General features: G+C 48.5%; 10 protein-coding genes. 2 read left to right on the forward strand and 8 right to left on the reverse strand.

The window, feature by feature from the left end; translation table 11 throughout:
* Positions 1–137 precede the first annotated feature (137 nt).
* The 6 genes from H6750_01580 to H6750_01605 all read right to left on the reverse strand — a co-directional run bounded on the left by H6750_01580 (position 138) and on the right by H6750_01605 (position 9206).
* Positions 138–1508, reverse strand: a complete 1371-nt coding sequence (locus H6750_01580) for a glycosyltransferase (protein ID MCB9773002.1) — start codon at positions 1506–1508, stop codon at positions 138–140.
* A gap of 205 nt (positions 1509–1713) precedes the next feature.
* Positions 1714–2649 carry a phytanoyl-CoA dioxygenase family protein gene (locus tag H6750_01585; GenBank protein MCB9773003.1) on the reverse strand — a complete coding sequence of 312 codons (936 nt, stop codon included), beginning with the start codon at positions 2647–2649 and terminating at the stop codon, positions 1714–1716.
* Positions 2650–2739: 90 nt separating this feature from the next.
* Complete coding sequence (locus H6750_01590) at positions 2740–3594, reverse strand: class I SAM-dependent methyltransferase (protein MCB9773004.1); 855 nt, start codon at positions 3592–3594, stop codon at positions 2740–2742.
* Between the two features lie 32 nt (positions 3595–3626).
* The gene (locus H6750_01595) at positions 3627–6782 is read right to left on the reverse strand and encodes a glycoside hydrolase family 99-like domain-containing protein (protein MCB9773005.1); all 3156 of its coding nucleotides are present in this window, start codon (positions 6780–6782) and stop codon (positions 3627–3629) included.
* A gap of 266 nt (positions 6783–7048) precedes the next feature.
* Positions 7049–8401 (reverse strand): ABC transporter ATP-binding protein, encoded by a 1353-nt coding sequence (locus tag H6750_01600; protein ID MCB9773006.1) that lies wholly within the window; start codon positions 8399–8401, stop codon positions 7049–7051.
* On the reverse strand, positions 8391–9206 hold the full coding sequence (locus H6750_01605; protein MCB9773007.1) for an ABC transporter permease: 816 nt from the start codon (positions 9204–9206) through the stop codon (positions 8391–8393). The genes H6750_01600 and H6750_01605 overlap by 11 nt, the downstream gene beginning before the upstream one ends.
* Positions 9207–11011: 1805 nt before the next feature.
* Between H6750_01605 and H6750_01610 the strand changes: the two genes are divergently transcribed.
* The gene (locus tag H6750_01610) at positions 11012–12244 is read left to right on the forward strand and encodes an IS256 family transposase (protein ID MCB9773008.1); all 1233 of its coding nucleotides are present in this window, start codon (positions 11012–11014) and stop codon (positions 12242–12244) included.
* Positions 12245–12296: 52 nt separating this feature from the next.
* Positions 12297–12440, forward strand: a complete 144-nt coding sequence (locus H6750_01615) for a hypothetical protein (protein ID MCB9773009.1) — start codon at positions 12297–12299, stop codon at positions 12438–12440.
* A gap of 695 nt (positions 12441–13135) precedes the next feature.
* Here H6750_01615 and H6750_01620 read toward each other — a convergent pair.
* Together H6750_01620 and H6750_01625 are read right to left on the reverse strand one after the other, a co-directional pair.
* Entirely contained in the window at positions 13136–13933 is a 798-nt protein-coding gene (locus H6750_01620; protein MCB9773010.1) for a hypothetical protein, read from the reverse strand.
* Positions 13934–14269: 336 nt separating this feature from the next.
* Positions 14270–15655, reverse strand: a complete 1386-nt coding sequence (locus tag H6750_01625; GenBank protein MCB9773011.1) for an outer membrane beta-barrel protein — start codon at positions 15653–15655, stop codon at positions 14270–14272.
* Positions 15656–15879: the final 224 nt, after the last annotated feature.

A 15879-nucleotide genomic window follows, 5' to 3' on the forward strand; every position in this document is an offset into this window, starting at 1 on the left:
CGGATTATGGCCATGTCACTCTCAACTCTATGGCCAGTAAATTTTCTTGCTCCTTGTGAGGCAGAAGCCTCCATTGAGAGGATTTTATCGAATAGACAACGCAAGATTAAAAATGATCTATACGATTTCGGAACTCGTTACACAATCTTCAAGGCGGCAAGCCGAGCTCGATATTTGGTCCCCACGGCCAATGGACTGTGATAGGTTTTAATAAAGTCCGCCGCATATTGACCAATTGTTTGCGCATAATGCGGCTCCGTAACGACTCGCTTCATAAACCACACGGCATGCTCAATATCAGGGTCTGCCCACTTCTGCCCCTTTCCAAATGGATACTCATCTTCCCTGACCGGAATAAGCCGATAATCCACGAGGCACGAATTGTGGGGATTGGTAAAATCAAGATTTCCTGAATACCCGGTCGCAATCACCGGCTTCCCGAGATACATGGCTTCCGCCAGCCCACGACCAAACCCTTCCGACCGGTGCAGGGACAGAAAACAATCGCACAGCTTGACCAGGGACTTGGTTTCCCGATCCGTTAATACCTTATCTATCAAGATGATTCGAGGATCCTCACAATCAATGGATTCAAGAAACGCCTGGTATTCCTTCGGACGCAAGCCCATGCCATTCATCTTAATGACCAATCCGACGCGCGTATCCGAAAGATCGGGAAACGCCTGCAAAAAAGCCCGGATGACCGCATGCGGGTTTTTTCGATGCACATAGGAGGTAAAATCGAAAAAGAAAAGGAAAAGAAAACGATCCTCAGGTAAACCAAAAGCTTCCCTGTGCACGCCGTTGGGCTCAGGAAAATCGACGGCCAAAGGCATCCTGATGACGGGGGATGAGGTTTTATCGGCAATGGCCTGTTCAATAAATCGTGAGGGAGCCCAGACTTCATCCACCAGTTGAAGCGATGGACACCACGCGTCGGGAAAATGGCTTAACTCCCATGCCCAATATCCAATATTGTACCGATCCGCAAAAAGGTCCTTACCCAGATGAATTTGAGCATTCCCCATCTCATCCGCATTGATGTGAAATACATTGGCCCGATAGGCTCCAGCTCTGGAAATCTTATCCATGAAAGGGAAATCCTGGTGGATGTCGGCCAAATGGATGCCATACTCTCCCTGAACATTTCGAATACCGAATGGGACTTCCGCCGCTGAGCAGGCCGCAGCAGATAATCGGACATGCTCCCCCATACCAAGCACCTCATAGGGATGGCCCAGTAGAAGGGCGCCAGGGGTCAGGACAGCCCTGGGGGAACTGGAATTTTTTTCAATATTGGGTGTTGCCTCTAATCGGATCATTCCATCTGATTCGTCACTGGACACGAAGGCCTTTCGATTAGCCAGCAACTGCCTTACTTTTTTCTTCAGCCCGAGAAATCCTTCAAAAGCCAACACCTGCCACAGACGTCGAAACACCATGGTGATTCCTCCATGATGACGAACAGCCTGTTTTGCCACACCCACAAAATCCGCAAAAGTACCCATTGATTAGCCTACAACCTTATTCCTATGTGTCCTGGACACCCATTCCTCCGTTGCATATGGAAGGCGATTCTTAAATGAACTAAGGGAACCATGAAGAAAAACCGCCATCCCATACCTTCAGTCCATTCCCAATCATGCATAAGAGAAGAAATTGTCCTACTGTGTGACGACATACTCATCGCTGGCGTTCTATACCGGGCAACGGCTATTGAAATGCCGTTTCCCCTGCGAGAGCATAACTCCGGCCCTGATAGGATCCGAAGACATAACGTGGTGGAGGAAAGCCGGGATCCTCAAACTGAAAAAAAACATCGTGCTGATAGACCTGCAACGTCTCCGGTGCGCAATGAAATACCACGCTTCGCCGAGTCATTTTTGGATTGGCTGCAGGGGCACCACCATGAGGCAGTTGAGGATGCCAAATGGCGACATCGCCCTTTTGTAGCACAGCCTGCTTCGTTTCTCCGATGGCCCCTGATCGGGCCATCACTTCCCCATAATAGGCTTCGAGAGCATGGCGCACCAACCAATCATCGGGCTGGCCAGGATTTTCATCACGAACTCGTTTATAGATCGCATGCTGATCACAAGGAAATCGATGACCTCCAGGCACATACATCAATGGACCGGCATCGGGATCTATGTCTTCCAGGGCACACCAGGCGCCAACAAAATAGTTGACAGGAAAGGTATGAAAAAAAGGGGCATCACGATGGATGGGCTGCTCGGTGCCATATTCAAAGGTTAACGACGTATAAATGCCGGCTTTATACCCGAAAAGATAATCCAATGCCCTCATAATTTCATCGTGGCATCCGATTTTCATGGCATTCTCGGAGGACATATGGAAATTTACCAGTCTGTGATGGCGCCCCTTGGCATCGAGATACTGATCGGCATATCCCTTATTAGTTTCAAGGTATCGTTGATAATCACTGACCACCGCATCGCAAAGACCGGGCTCAATCACCCCTTTTAAAATGGTAAATCCCTCGGTGATCATCTCCTTGGCCATCCTGGGATAGTGCGAAGGATACCGGTCGGCTCGTGATACAGCCTCCTGCTCTGCATCAGGCAGATCCAGCCACAAGGCTCCCATCTCACCTCTCGCGCTTACCGGTTGTTCAGATAAATTGACCATACGCAGGATTCTCCTGAAGGAATGATGAAACCTTTGCCATCCCGGAAGACTCATCAGACACACATCACAATCTGTCAGTTCGGAAAGCCACTACTTCACGGCACGAATAATAATGGGAAGCATATTGCCATATTCATACTCGGGATGATTATTCGAGACCAATCCAGAAAACACATCGTAATTGACACCGACACGGACATCGCGAAAACCGCACAGGACTAAATCATCCAACAATCCCCATCCATAATGATAAAAGGTCAACGCCCCCTGAGGGTTAATCGGATCACCATGGTATTCAGGCTCCATCAACAACTCGAGAGATCCATCCGCCAGGACCCGTGCCTTTTGAATCTCCCGGTCAAGCCTGAAAAAAAAGGGGCAGGTAAAAATGAGAGCTCCCCCTTTCCTCAGAACCCGATAAAGTTCTTCCAAGGCTTTTTTATAGTCAAAGACATGCTCAAGCACGTCATTATGAACAATGACATCAAGCGAACATGATGAAAATGACAACCCCGTAATTGACTCGTGTCTGACGGAGATTCCGCACGCTGTATGCATAGTTCCTCCCTGGACATCCTTTCCGATATATTCAGATCCGATAATCCCAGGGTAGATTTCCTGAAGACGTTGATATAAGACAGAGGTTCTCTCCAATATGGCTATCTGCACATCAGCATAATTTTCGGTCTCCAATGCAATGGCCGAATAGATCAGACGGTTGCGATTTCCCAACCCGCACTCACAGACTAATCCTTCCCGGAGATTCGGGAGGGGTCCGAAATAGACACCAGCATTGACCGTGAATTTCCTTACCCCCCGACATGCGGCACAATACCCGGACACCTCACTTTGCGATGAAAGATAGCGCTCGACCTCGAGTTGGTACGATTTAATCTGAGTTACATATTGAAGAAAATCATGTTTTCCATTGAACCACGTAAACATAGTCATTTTTATAGAAAATTAAGCACCGTCGGTTATCCGAGACCATTTTGGGTAGCCACAAGATATTGATGACCAAATTCCCGATCAGGTTCCAAGTGGTTCCCTTCGGCCCATTCATTCCATGCGTTAATAAAAACCACTCGTTCATCGCCAAAATGGAATCGCCGTGTTTGTTCAACAATCTGCCGCAACCAGTATTCGTATCGTTCGGGAGTTGCACCCACAAAGACATGAGAGACGTCTTGCCGACGCGCAGTATTGTCCCATGAAGGCATCACACCTTTAAAGAGTTTGTAAGAGGGCCAGGTTCTTCGTATAAAGTTTTCGGATGTCTGGACATAATCAAACAATACGCCCTGATACTCAGGATTAATCAAGGGTTGTGAGAGCTCAGCCTGCACCGGATACCGATGAGGAGGAAATTCAATAGCCGCATCAAACCCATAGAGACTTGGATCGTCTCCCATCGGCATTCGATCAAAGCATTGAACATAGGCTAAGTAAATTTCTCCAATCCCCGCGTTCACACAGTATTCCCGCCACAAATCCGCAGTCCGTTTCGGCTCCGGAAACTGGCCGAGGCGATACACAATCACCAAAGGCTTTCCATGGATTCTGACATACCGGGGATCCAGCAGCGCTGGAGCAATCTCCGCAATAAAGCCCGCATGATCCTCCTGTGTGTGACTTTGTGCGATGAGGATATCCTCCTCACACCCGTCCCATCGTCTCGTCCAGTTCTCATTGGCCCAACAGAGGCAGAACGGAAAGTCCGGAGAACCGGATTGCAACACTTCGTCAAAGGGTCGATTCAGCAGTTTCTTTCCGGCAAACCAGTAATAGTAATAGCAGAAGGCCGAAATGCCATATTGGCGCGCTAACCGGGCCTGCTCTTCTCGTACTTCGGGCATACGTAAATCATAAAATCCTAAATCCGCCGGCAGATGGGGTTGATAATGACCTTGGAAATTCGGTCGCGCTTTCGTTACATTCGTCCATTCCGTAAAGCCTTTTCCCCACCACCGATCATTTTCAGGAATGGGGTGAAATTGAGGCAGAAAAAATGCGATCGCACGCACCTCATGAAGTTTTTTCAGCTCATCGCTCCATCGTTCCATGAAAATTCGACTATTTTTCGCAATGAGAGGCATCTTCGCGTGCATGGAATCATTGGTGCTGACGCTGAGATGGTGAACAACCACGGAACGCGGTTGATAGAAGACCCGCTTCCCCAACCTTCTCACACGGAAGGCTAAATCCGAATCTTCGCAATAACTGGGTGCATAGATGTCATCAAATCCCCCCAAGGTCTTAAATAACTCAGCCTTGATGAGCAAGCAGGCCCCGGAGCAATAATCGACCTCCCGCACCACATTATATTCAGGCCTGCCCGGATCATCATTCAACCCCACCAGTTCCGCTGAACCATCCGGCTGAATAATGGCCCCAGCCTCCTGGAGCACACCATTGGGATACAGCAATTTTGAACCCACAAGGCCAACTTCTGATTGTTCCTGAAAGGTATTCACCAATTCATCAAGCCATCCCTCAAGCACCTGCGTGTCATTATTCAGCAACAGCAGATACTGGCCGCGAGCCAATGCAGCACCCCTATTGCAAGAATGGAGAAATCCAATATTAGTCTCATTCCTGCAATAACGAATGTTCTGCACATCCGGGAGAATATTGGGGGTCTCATCCTGCGACCCATCGTCGACGATAATCACCTCAAAGCTACACCGAGGCGCATGCTTCAAAATCGAAGCCAAACAACAAACGGTGTATTCCAGGTGATTGTAGACCGGGATCACAATGGACACCAGGGGCTCCTCCACTTCGGTAAAGTTGAAGGACTGAATGAGCGTGGTCATCCCACCCGGCTCAAGCTGAATGAGAGAGACCGGCTGACGAAGAGGACTCTGATGAGAGCTGTGTGGATTTCCATAATCATGCAGGACAGGCAATTGGCGGTCTTTCCACCGTCGATAACTTTCCGTCTTTTGAAAGAACGAGCCGAACCGTCCAAAGACAAACGACACGACCTGATGTTTTTGGTGAGAGGAAAGGGGCAATAGGGATTTTGCACTCGTTAGGATTCGATCAAGCGATTCAACAGGAAATTGCCGGCTTTGAGTCACAGGAAGACCTGAGCCCTTCAACCAATGCACAAAACTTGCGCACACCCTTCCCCGCCATGAGCCCTCTGGACACAGCCGTTCCCTCAGGATCCTGACTTTACTGATATTTCGCCAGAGCAAGGATGAATGCATGCGGCGTAATTCTTCCTCTTTCGTCAGCAGTCGGGCATACAGGTTGCCAAAACGCTGATCGCGTTCCTCAAGGACACGGGCATGTTCAGCCATGGTATTTCTCAACTGGTTTTGAAGATGCCCAAGCTGTTGATCGCGTTCTTCAATACCAGCCTGCAAGGCCATGTGTTGATTCCAATAGTCGGGAACCTCGGGAACAAATATCCCAGAAGGGAGGACAGGTAATTCTCCGTTCCCGACTATGGCCAGGAAATAGACAGGCTCGGGTATACTCAAAAACTTATGGGCTCGCCCTTGGGATAATCGAAAATTCGCTGGAGGCGTGAAGGAGTTATGGAGCGGACCAATACATGATCCATACCGGACTCGTTGGCCATAAAACTGCGCATGCCCGAAATAATTTAACAGCAGCTCCTGAAACTCTTCGAAATAGAGTTCCTTTACATGAAAGGAATTGACGAAATGTGGTTTATCGGAATATTCAGCCTTATCAGGGCTGGAGATTAAGACCAGACCGTCTGGGCGTAAGACTCGAACAAATTCCCGCATCATTTCATGATGCTCATCATGGTGTTCGATCGTTTCAAAACTCACAATAAGGTCTATACTGGCATCAGGGAGGGGAATGCGACCACAGGCTCCGTGCTTAAACTGGACGTTCGAACGCTGATAGCGTTCATCTGCATAGCGAATTACTTCTTCCGAGGCATCCACACCCACAACACTCCGGGCAACCTCGGCTAACAGCAGGGAACCATATCCCTCCCCGCATGCAATATCGAGCACATCCTTTCCTAACGCCAGTTCGCGGGCGAGGTAATAGCGGTGCAAATGTTCTAGTTCAATATCTCCAATGACTCCCGGCACATAACGTTCGCCTGTCCACGGAAGCTTTGGCCGTTCTATCACATCCGCCATGATATCCTGCTTTCTTTCAGTAGAAGACAGAGGGCTTGAATCAGATTTAATGCTTTCCATTTCCTGGCCTGCGCCCCCTATTAATGGTTTACCCCCTGGTGAACCTTGCTCCTCAATTTTTTTCATGATTTGGCTCTATGTAAAATTCACCGCCACCAAGCCGAGGTTACAATGACGTCTGCACTCTCCCAAACCACCGAAATGTGCTTTCGGCTGTACCTAGTATGGAACACCTCTAAATTTGACCCCATATCACTGAGCTCTTCTCACGATGGGGCCAAGGGCATCACCGAGGATTCAAATTCAATCGATAACATTGGAATCCCGATGAGTCCCCGTTGGACATGGCTTGAGTGGACTCGGAAAAACAGGGCATCGTCAATCCAATGATGAAGAGAATGATTCTCTGGCGTCCCCTCGGCTATCGCCGCAATCACCGAATAATCGCCGGTTGGGAGATACGGTAACTGAAAACGAAACATCGCGTGAAATCGCTGCCCCTTTTCAAGGGAGCGGTCCACGTCACGATACATCAAATACGTATTGTCCCCAAACAAATACTGACCTAAGCGATCCTTCACATAAAACCCCAGAATGGGCCGTGCTAAGGGTCGTTCCGACACACACCGGATGATCAGTGTGACTTCCTCTCCACCATCTAACGTTGTCAGGAGTGAACCATGTTGATCGGAAATCGCCACTTCACAAATACTGGCTCCACGCTCACCAAACCACGGAGCATTCGGATCGAAATCGAAAATCTCCAACTCATTTCGACGTGAAGAGTTCTTTAACATCTCACTTCGTGGATCTTTCACCCGCATAGCTCGATCTGTTGGGGCTTTGCGGCTTCCGCCAATACGAAAGGTATTAGCATTTTCTTTTTCGTGATACAGCGCAGCGAGAAAATTATGACAAATCTCTTTTGCAGGACCAATTTCCCGTACGACTCCATTATCAAGCCAAACAACCCGGTTACAAAGATTAGTCACGGAAGCCGTATCATGGGAGACAAACAGAAGCGTACCTTTTTCCCTGAATTGATGAAGAAAGCGCATACATTTTTGAGTGAACGCAGCATCACCCACGGCAAGAATTTCATCGATTATCAGAATATCGGCATCCACATGAGCGACCAGGGAAAATGCCAATCTCGCATACATTCCACTCGAGAAAATTTTGACGGGATGATTAATGAAATCTCCAATGGCCGCAAATTCGGTTATGGATTCATACCGAGCATCGATCTGCTCATTGTTCAGACCAAGAATAGAGGCAGCCAAATAGACATTTTCCTTTCCCGTAAATTCAGGATTAAAACTTGAACCCAATTCCAGCAACGCCGCGACTCGGCCTTTGACCGTTAACTCCCCACAAGTCGGTGCTAACGTGCCACACACCAATTGCAAAAAGGTCGATTTCCCTGATCCATTTCGACCGATAATCCCGACCGTTTCCCCTCGATATACGCTCAGATCCATACCTTGGAGACCCCAAAACTCTTCATAGAACTGTCGGTGCCCTCTCCATAGCATCTGCTTTAACCGATCTTCAGGCTTTCGAAAGATCTGATAGGCCTTCCCAAGTCCTTGTACGTGTATAGCCAGGTCAGACGACATCAGCAAATCCTTTTCGGGTTTTTTGGAACCATGCAAAGCCCAACCAACCGACGACCCAAAAAACAACCGTATACAGAAGCCAGTCTACCCTTTCCGGGATTTGTCCCCAAAATATGACCGATTTCGACGCATTCAGGACAGGTGTCAACGGATTGAGCTGAATGAATCCTCGATAGGTTTCAGGAATAGCAGAGAGGGGGTAAAATATCGGACTCAGAAACATCATCATCGTGGTCATCACGCCTACTAACGGCTGGACATCACGCAGAAATACCCCCATCGAAGCTAGAAACCAACCTAATCCTACAATCAAAAGAACAAACGGAAAAAGTACCGCCGGCAATAGCAAAACCGTTATGGGTGGAAGCCCATGGACTATGAGGTAAAAAACCAACAGAATCAAAAGACTGACGGCAGCATTAAAAAGTGCCACCAGCATCGATACCCAGGGCATTATCTCCAGAGGAAACACCACCTTTTTGATATACGACACATTTTCGAGCATAAGACCAGGAGCACGCGTGACACATTCGGAAAACAGATTAAAAATAATCAACCCTGAAAATAATATCAGAGCAAAGGCGCCGTTTTCCTCCATTGGCACCTCCCATCGAATCCGAAACACAATCGAAAAGACAAACGTATATACACCTAGCATCAATATCGGGACGACAAAGGCCCAGATTACCCCAAGCATTGACCCTCGATAACGAGCATCGATCTCTCGCTTGGCAAGGCGAGCAATTAAGGTTCTGTGCTGCCAGGCACAGATCAATGGTGAAAAAGGGTTGTACGTATTATTCATGTATAATGAACGGTCTTAGCGAAGATGGTCTTTGATTCTGCAACTGGGGGAAATGGCCCAGTGTGAATTCAAAGGCTAATTATTCCTCAGGCAACCCATTTTTTTTCAACACGATGCTCGCAAATATCCCAAAATGAAAATCTCACACTCATAAGAAACCTCGACTCGAACCATCTACTTAGTTTCTCAATGCCAGTAAATAAAAACCGACGGAATCACAGGGGTGGGCGACCAGGAAGTGGAAAAAATTCTAAAAATAAATTTTTGGGTATGCGTCAGAAAGAAGTGACCTACTCAAGCTTAGGGAAGATTCCATTTATATTATTGAGGGGGGAAAAGTCCAAATAGGGCTACGAGATCTTATATCAAAATCAACACTATACCATCAAGCATCCAGCCTAAGATCATCGAGCATTTCAAAGCTTTTTCAATATTTTATTGACGTGCCGTACTTTTGACAAAAAAGAGAAATACCTCCGACCTCTGAGGCCTAAATCCATCCCTAGCCGTGCCTAGACCAACACACAACCAGCCAAAGAATATAAAAAGAAATACGTACTCTTCACGATATGAATTCGCCTCTCAAACCATTCGCCCGTCATCTGTCAAGCCGGCAAGAATTTCTGGCCATCTGAGAAAGGAGCCACGCTGCCTAATAAACCTCTACACAAATCGTCACGCTAACCACCAACCAGACTAAGCCAACACATCTTCATAGTTTGCCGGCTACCGGCGGGTGAAAGCCTCAGAATAAGGACACCTCTAATTTGGGGCCGATCCCAGGCATTCAAAATGAAACCTAGTCAAACCGGAGAAGATCAGCAAAATGGTATTTCAGCGTCCCTGAGAGGCAAAGCCCCTTTTGACCTGCGCGCACCTCAGGGACCAACACTTCGTCTGGAGGTTCTACTCAAAAGGATTTCATTTCACTCATATATCCGAAAAAAAACGCCTTGTGCTGGACGTAGACGAGTCGGGAAAGGTTCAAGCCCTTGAAGGCACTTAACCTGTCTACCCATGGAGAAAGGTCACTGCCGATCAATCGCCCACCACGAAACGTGCTATTCTTTCTCGAAAAATGATTGAGGTTCCCACAGAGATGTTCCAAGAATCTGAACAGCTTAATATGTGAATATGCGCCCAGAAAATTGGCAGGATTATGCCCACCTGAAAGGAGCATATGATGAAGAGAGGATCCCATCAAAAGCACGTACCAGCGTGTAAATCCAATGTGGCCTTCGTCGCAGTCATTCGGAAGCCCACGATGGCTGAACTTGCGGGGTGATTTGATGGCCACCCGAATCAAAAGATTCAATGAAAAAATTTTCGCCTAGAGCGCACCACGGATGCATTTGCCGCGGGAGACTCCACGCTAGAGCCGCCAATTTGACGTGAAGGTCCTGCACGCCAATATGAACAAGTTGACCTTAAATAACAACAGAAGGGTTTCACGGTGGGCCGCAAGCATGTGGGCACGCGGATGAGACGCATGGGACTTGAAGCCCTGTATCAAAAGATCAAGACGACTCAGCGGTCTTCTGCTCATCAGATCTTTTCCTACTTGTGACGCCACCGTGCCATCGCTCGATTCAATCACATGTGGGCGATTGATGTGACGTAGGTCCCCATCGCCAGGGGCTTTGTGTATCTGGTGGCCGTGGGGAATTAGGCGACGCGTCGAGTGTAGGCCTTGCCCGCGTCCATCGAGGTATCTTCAAAAGGTGTGTAAATAGGAGAGAGGCGGTGTATCCTCTCGGGTGACGAAACCCACCGGGAAAATCCGGTTAACAAAAGGAGGCACCGCCATGAAGAAGCAGAGCACAACGCAGACTGGTGAATCAAGCCCAACCTGGGAGACCTTAGAGGTCTGGATTCGGGGTCATGTCCAACAATTTCAACACGTCTTGGAAGAGGAAGTGACGGAGTTGCTTGGCCGACAGAAATCTGTCCGGCGTATCGGCCTCGATGGGTCCTCTGGGTACCGGAATGGGTATGGCCAACCACGGCGGTTAACCTTGGGCTGCGGCACGAGCATGGTGCGGCGTCCACGGGTCCGCGAGTGCGAGGAACGCTTGATCAGTCGTGTACTCCCCTTCTTCAAGCGAAAAAGCACTGCTGTAGATCATCTCTTGCCCGAGTTATATCTGCACGGGCTGGTTCAGGGTGACTGTGATCTGGCTCTTGGTGGATTGTTCGGCGCAGACGCGCCGCTCTCGAGTTCCACCATCGCCCGACTCAAGACACACTGGCAGGCAGAATTCGTGAACTGGCAAAGCCGGTCGCTGGAGGACCTGGAGGTCGTCTATCTCTGGGTAGACGGCCTCTATGTGAAAGCGGGGTTAGAGAAAGACAAGGCAGCCCTCCTCGTGGTGTTGGCGGCGTTGAGCAATGGGCCAAAAGTCATCCTTGCTGTCGTGCCAGGCCACCGAGAATCCACCGCCAGCTGGAGTGCCGTGTTACGGGATCTGAAAGCTCGTGGGTTACGTACCCCCCGATTGGTAATTGGCGATGGCCATCTGGGGATTTGGGCGGGCCTGCGCAATGGCTATCCGGATGTCGAGGAACAGCGCTGTTGGAATCACAAGAGCCTGAATGTGCTCGACAAACTTCCCAAGCGCGCACAACCGGAAGCCAAGGTTCTCCTCTGGCAGATTCCCTATGCGCCAACGTGCCGAGAGGCAGAACGGCGAAAAGAGCAGTTTGTGCGGTGGTGTGAACCACAGGGGCACAGGGAAGCCGCCACCGGTCTGGAGCGGGATTGGGCCCGGCTTACGACCTTTTATCAATTTCCACAGCCGCATGGGCAACATCTGCGCACGACGAATCCAGTGGAGTCGCCGGTTGCCGCCGTCCGCTTACGCACGGATGCGGCCAAACGGTACAAGACAGTGGCCAATGCCACCGCCGTGATTTGGAAACTGCTCATGGTCGCGGAACAGAGCTTTCGTCGAGTGAAACATCCGGAGTTGATGGCCGAAGTCTATCGCGGAGTGGAATTTGTGGATGGAAAACAATCGAAAACTGAGGTGGCCGCCTAACTCTGTTTACACACTATTTGACGGAACCTCCGTCCATCACAATGGATGCCTAATGCTGACTCGACTCGACGCGGCGGCGGATGCCATGGAACGCTATGGTCGCTCAGACATCATTATTGCAGAGCGGGGCAGTCAGGGTACCAGTCATGTCTTACCCGAGTGGCTCAAGGCCCAAGGTATTGCAATCAGCATGTAAGGCGAAGCGCGTGGTGGAGCACCGCCTTTATGGAGCGGCATTACCCAGGAGGATGCGATTCATTTATCAAATGTGGGTCAAGTGGTTCAAAGAAACAGCGCAACCTCTAAGTCCTGGTTTTTGAATAATCTGGGATTCCATCGATACTTCACCCCGACTTCGAGGACCTGGTGCTATGGTTAGGAGCATATATTTTGCCAAATCACCGACAACCGTATCCGCCCCGTGAGACTTGGGAAGGTTCATGAGTGGATTGCTACCATGAAAAACAATTTCAATAGTCCCAATTGAACATAGGATCATCTCATGGACCGCATCAATCAAGCCCACCTTGATCTAAGTGGCAAAAGATCAAGAAATGTTCAATGAAATCCTAAACGGTGCCTATTCACTGCCTTAACCTTTTCCAGAAAAACACAGCCAACATTTAAGCGGTTGATGCCAACTATGCCGATGATGAATGTTTTTGGAAGAGCGATTGAATCGAGAGGGACTCCGGGTTGCAGACTGCCCATCAATCAACCAATCGTACCTCAGAGACGGTTGAGGCAACTATCTCCATAAAATCCGCGGATTAAAAAACTCAATATTTCGACACCTCTATACAAATTTCTCCAGCTAATTTTTCTTATAAGATTTTCAAAACTTAAGACTCATCGTGCCAACCGTTCCGATCTTATCGCTCAGCTTTCCAGTCACGGTTGCATATTCCGAAGCATCTCCTCCTGCAAGTAGTCGGGCACCGGCTCAATCTCCATGGGTGGATAGGATGTGGCTGGAATGATTGGCATGTCCGGTGTATTGGCTGGCGGCGTCACCTGCATTCCACTACTACCACTACTTGGCGGCACCATGGGCATCGTGGTTCCAGCGGGTACCGGCTGAATGTCCATAGGAACGCCTACCACCGGAGCTCTTAACCCGTGGCTTTCTCCTGGAGATGAGAAGGATGAGGACGCCGGCGAAAAATTCCCACCAGACTCTCCTTCATGAGACAGGAATGAGGGGGTGTTCACCTCTTCTTGTACCGATTCCATTTGCCGATCTGAACTTAAACCCGATTCACCCGACACATTCGAGGATCCAGCATCTGCTGGGTTCCTCGTCTCAGAAACCGCTTCTCTTGGTGGGGCTTTCGCGGTTACATAAAGAAATTGCAGGCGTCCCGCCGCATTGACCGTAAACGCGTAATCCCACTGCGCCAGAATTTTGGCCAAGGCCGGAAGGATTTTATCCTGCTGCAGATCGACCGAAATGACTTTATTCAGTTCTTCAACAGGAGCCTCATATTTGATACCCAACTGTTTCTGTAATTGCTCCAGCACCGTTCGTAAGGTCACCTGTGAAAGATGACCTGTTAGCCGATCACCCTCAACGTGGAGAGGCCCCTCAGAGGTCAATGCCATCACTTGTCCTATGAGTGCCCCAAATATTGCGAAGACCACCAGCGCAAGCCCACTTATCCATCTAGACATTCCTTGTTTGGATCTCATTGTGAGTCTCCTTATCTAGCAGTCTAGCAGTTCACACGAAAAAAACATGGACTATTCCCATCTACGATTTCCCACTTCGCCCCTTCGTCATTTGTGATTTTCACAACCAAAAACATCTAATTATCAGGAACATACGGAAATATTAAGGTATTTCCAGATCTTGCAATTAATAGAAATTCTTACCGAGGATTTCGCCCTATGTTGTTTAAAAAAGATAGAAGGACTATCGCCACCGGGCGATCTCAATCACTCACAAAAATGTTAGTCCCATAAATGGCGAAGGTCAAGAAACAGTATCGAGAGAATTGGATAATTGAAGGGTGCAATCCGTTTCGACTAGATTATTCCTTGGATCGAAAGCATGATCGTATTACTGTTGAAATCAAAGTTGGCTACGTTTGAGCTTCTCTTCTCGAATATATAATCTAAACGGAAACCCAGCCATTTTTGGGTGCGGTATTCCGGTCCAATCCGAAAGCGAAATCGATTATCTGTTCTATTCGTATTAAAGTTATCGTTCGCGTAGTAAAAGTTTCCTCTGATGCCAAAGCGGTCAGTAAACAGCTGTCTAGCATTAACATAAAAGCCTGTTGATCTAAACGTGGAAGTACCCTGAACCGCTGACTGCTGGATTGACGAAAAGGGCATCAAATAAATGTTTAACCGAGTCGTAGGATTCCAAAGCAAGCGTCCTTGCATGTAAAGGGAGGTCTGCTGCTTCGCTCCTAAGCTTAAATTCTTTGCGATAAGGTCCTGGCCACGGGCCGAGTCTTTATCGATAGGCGCATGGTCAAAATTTAAAATCTGGTAGCCTACATTGACTTCCCCCGATAGCCGGCGGGTAGGCGCCAAACTAAAGCCCGTAAACACCCCGTAACCGAAACTATTCTGCTGCTTATTCGTATTATAATCATAGTTGACTATTCGAACGCCAAGAAGGCCGCGGGTTGTGGGAGTTACAGCGATAAAAAGGCTTAAATTGCCATCAACACGCGTCCGGTCCCGCGGGGCAGCCTGCCCATTGTTTGTGTAATTTAAATCTTGGAAGGACGACCGAAGACGAATACCAAACGTTTGCCCCGAGAATTCAACTTGACTTAAAGCATGATTTATATTCCATTTGGTAATATCCGTTTGTTGCGTATCCACTTCCGACCCTCTTGGGTCAAACCCTTCTATATGTCCACCTTCAAGGTCTATGGCTACCCCACCAGGATAATTCAAGCTGACGTGTCCGAGAGCGTCTTGGGCTAGGGCATTATTTTGAGTAAATTTATTGTAGCGAAATATACCCGCGCGATAGTCAAGAAGGACTGAATGTTTACCTCCGCCAAATGGCATGATCGCCTGAAGACCAGGCGCGATGGTCGTAAGAGTGTCGCTTTTCCTATTGGTGTTTCTCCGAAACACATTGTCGGTATATACTTCTGCTACCCCTAAAAATGGATGGAGCCGGACAGGACCAGCCTTGAGACCATTCCCTATACCGGGTCCCTCCAGAAATTCACGAAAGAAAAGTGAACGTCGCGGCTGATGGGACCCTGTAAAATAAAATAATCCTGTATCAGAAAAGGATTGAGCCTGGCCCCTCACCGGCAGAAAAAATTCACTCCCAAAAAGCAAAACCAGGAGGAGAGGAAGGAGCCATTTTCTTTTAAGCATCGCTGACGGGGAGGAGAGAGACACCGTTCCTAATTGTGACCATACGAAATCAATCATCAAGTTACCTTCGCCTCATTTCGATGGAATTGGGGGGGAGGGATGGAGTCAGAAGAACACTCAATAATTTTTGGGCATGACTAACTCTTGAATATGGTGCCCTCATCAGACTGTTATGTCAATTCCAGGGTGAGTTCCCTGACAAGGATCGGACCTTACCATAGGAGCCGGCACAAGAAACAGCATTCTAACTTAATTAGTGCGATTTTTTTCGCAGACCGCTTTTC

The organism is Nitrospiraceae bacterium (assembly GCA_020632595.1).
In the GTDB taxonomy this organism is placed as follows: domain Bacteria; phylum Nitrospirota; class Nitrospiria; order Nitrospirales; family UBA8639; genus Nitrospira_E.

What these genes read in the sequence shown, in the direction of transcription:
- H6750_01615 (MCB9773009.1), top strand. Translation starts at nt 12,297, where the DNA reads ATGCTGACTCGACTCGACGCGGCGGCGGATGCCATGGAACGCTATGGT.
- H6750_01610 (MCB9773008.1), top strand. Translation starts at nt 11,012, where the DNA reads ATGAAGAAGCAGAGCACAACGCAGACTGGTGAATCAAGCCCAACCTGG.
- H6750_01590 (MCB9773004.1), bottom strand. Translation starts at nt 3,594, where the DNA reads ATGTTTACGTGGTTCAATGGAAAACATGATTTTCTTCAATATGTAACT.
- H6750_01580 (MCB9773002.1), bottom strand. Translation starts at nt 1,508, where the DNA reads ATGGGTACTTTTGCGGATTTTGTGGGTGTGGCAAAACAGGCTGTTCGT.
- H6750_01585 (MCB9773003.1), bottom strand. Translation starts at nt 2,649, where the DNA reads ATGGTCAATTTATCTGAACAACCGGTAAGCGCGAGAGGTGAGATGGGA.
- H6750_01605 (MCB9773007.1), bottom strand. Translation starts at nt 9,206, where the DNA reads ATGAATAATACGTACAACCCTTTTTCACCATTGATCTGTGCCTGGCAG.
- H6750_01595 (MCB9773005.1), bottom strand. Translation starts at nt 6,782, where the DNA reads ATGGCGGATGTGATAGAACGGCCAAAGCTTCCGTGGACAGGCGAACGT.
- H6750_01620 (MCB9773010.1), bottom strand. Translation starts at nt 13,933, where the DNA reads ATGAGATCCAAACAAGGAATGTCTAGATGGATAAGTGGGCTTGCGCTG.
- H6750_01600 (MCB9773006.1), bottom strand. Translation starts at nt 8,401, where the DNA reads ATGTCGTCTGACCTGGCTATACACGTACAAGGACTTGGGAAGGCCTAT.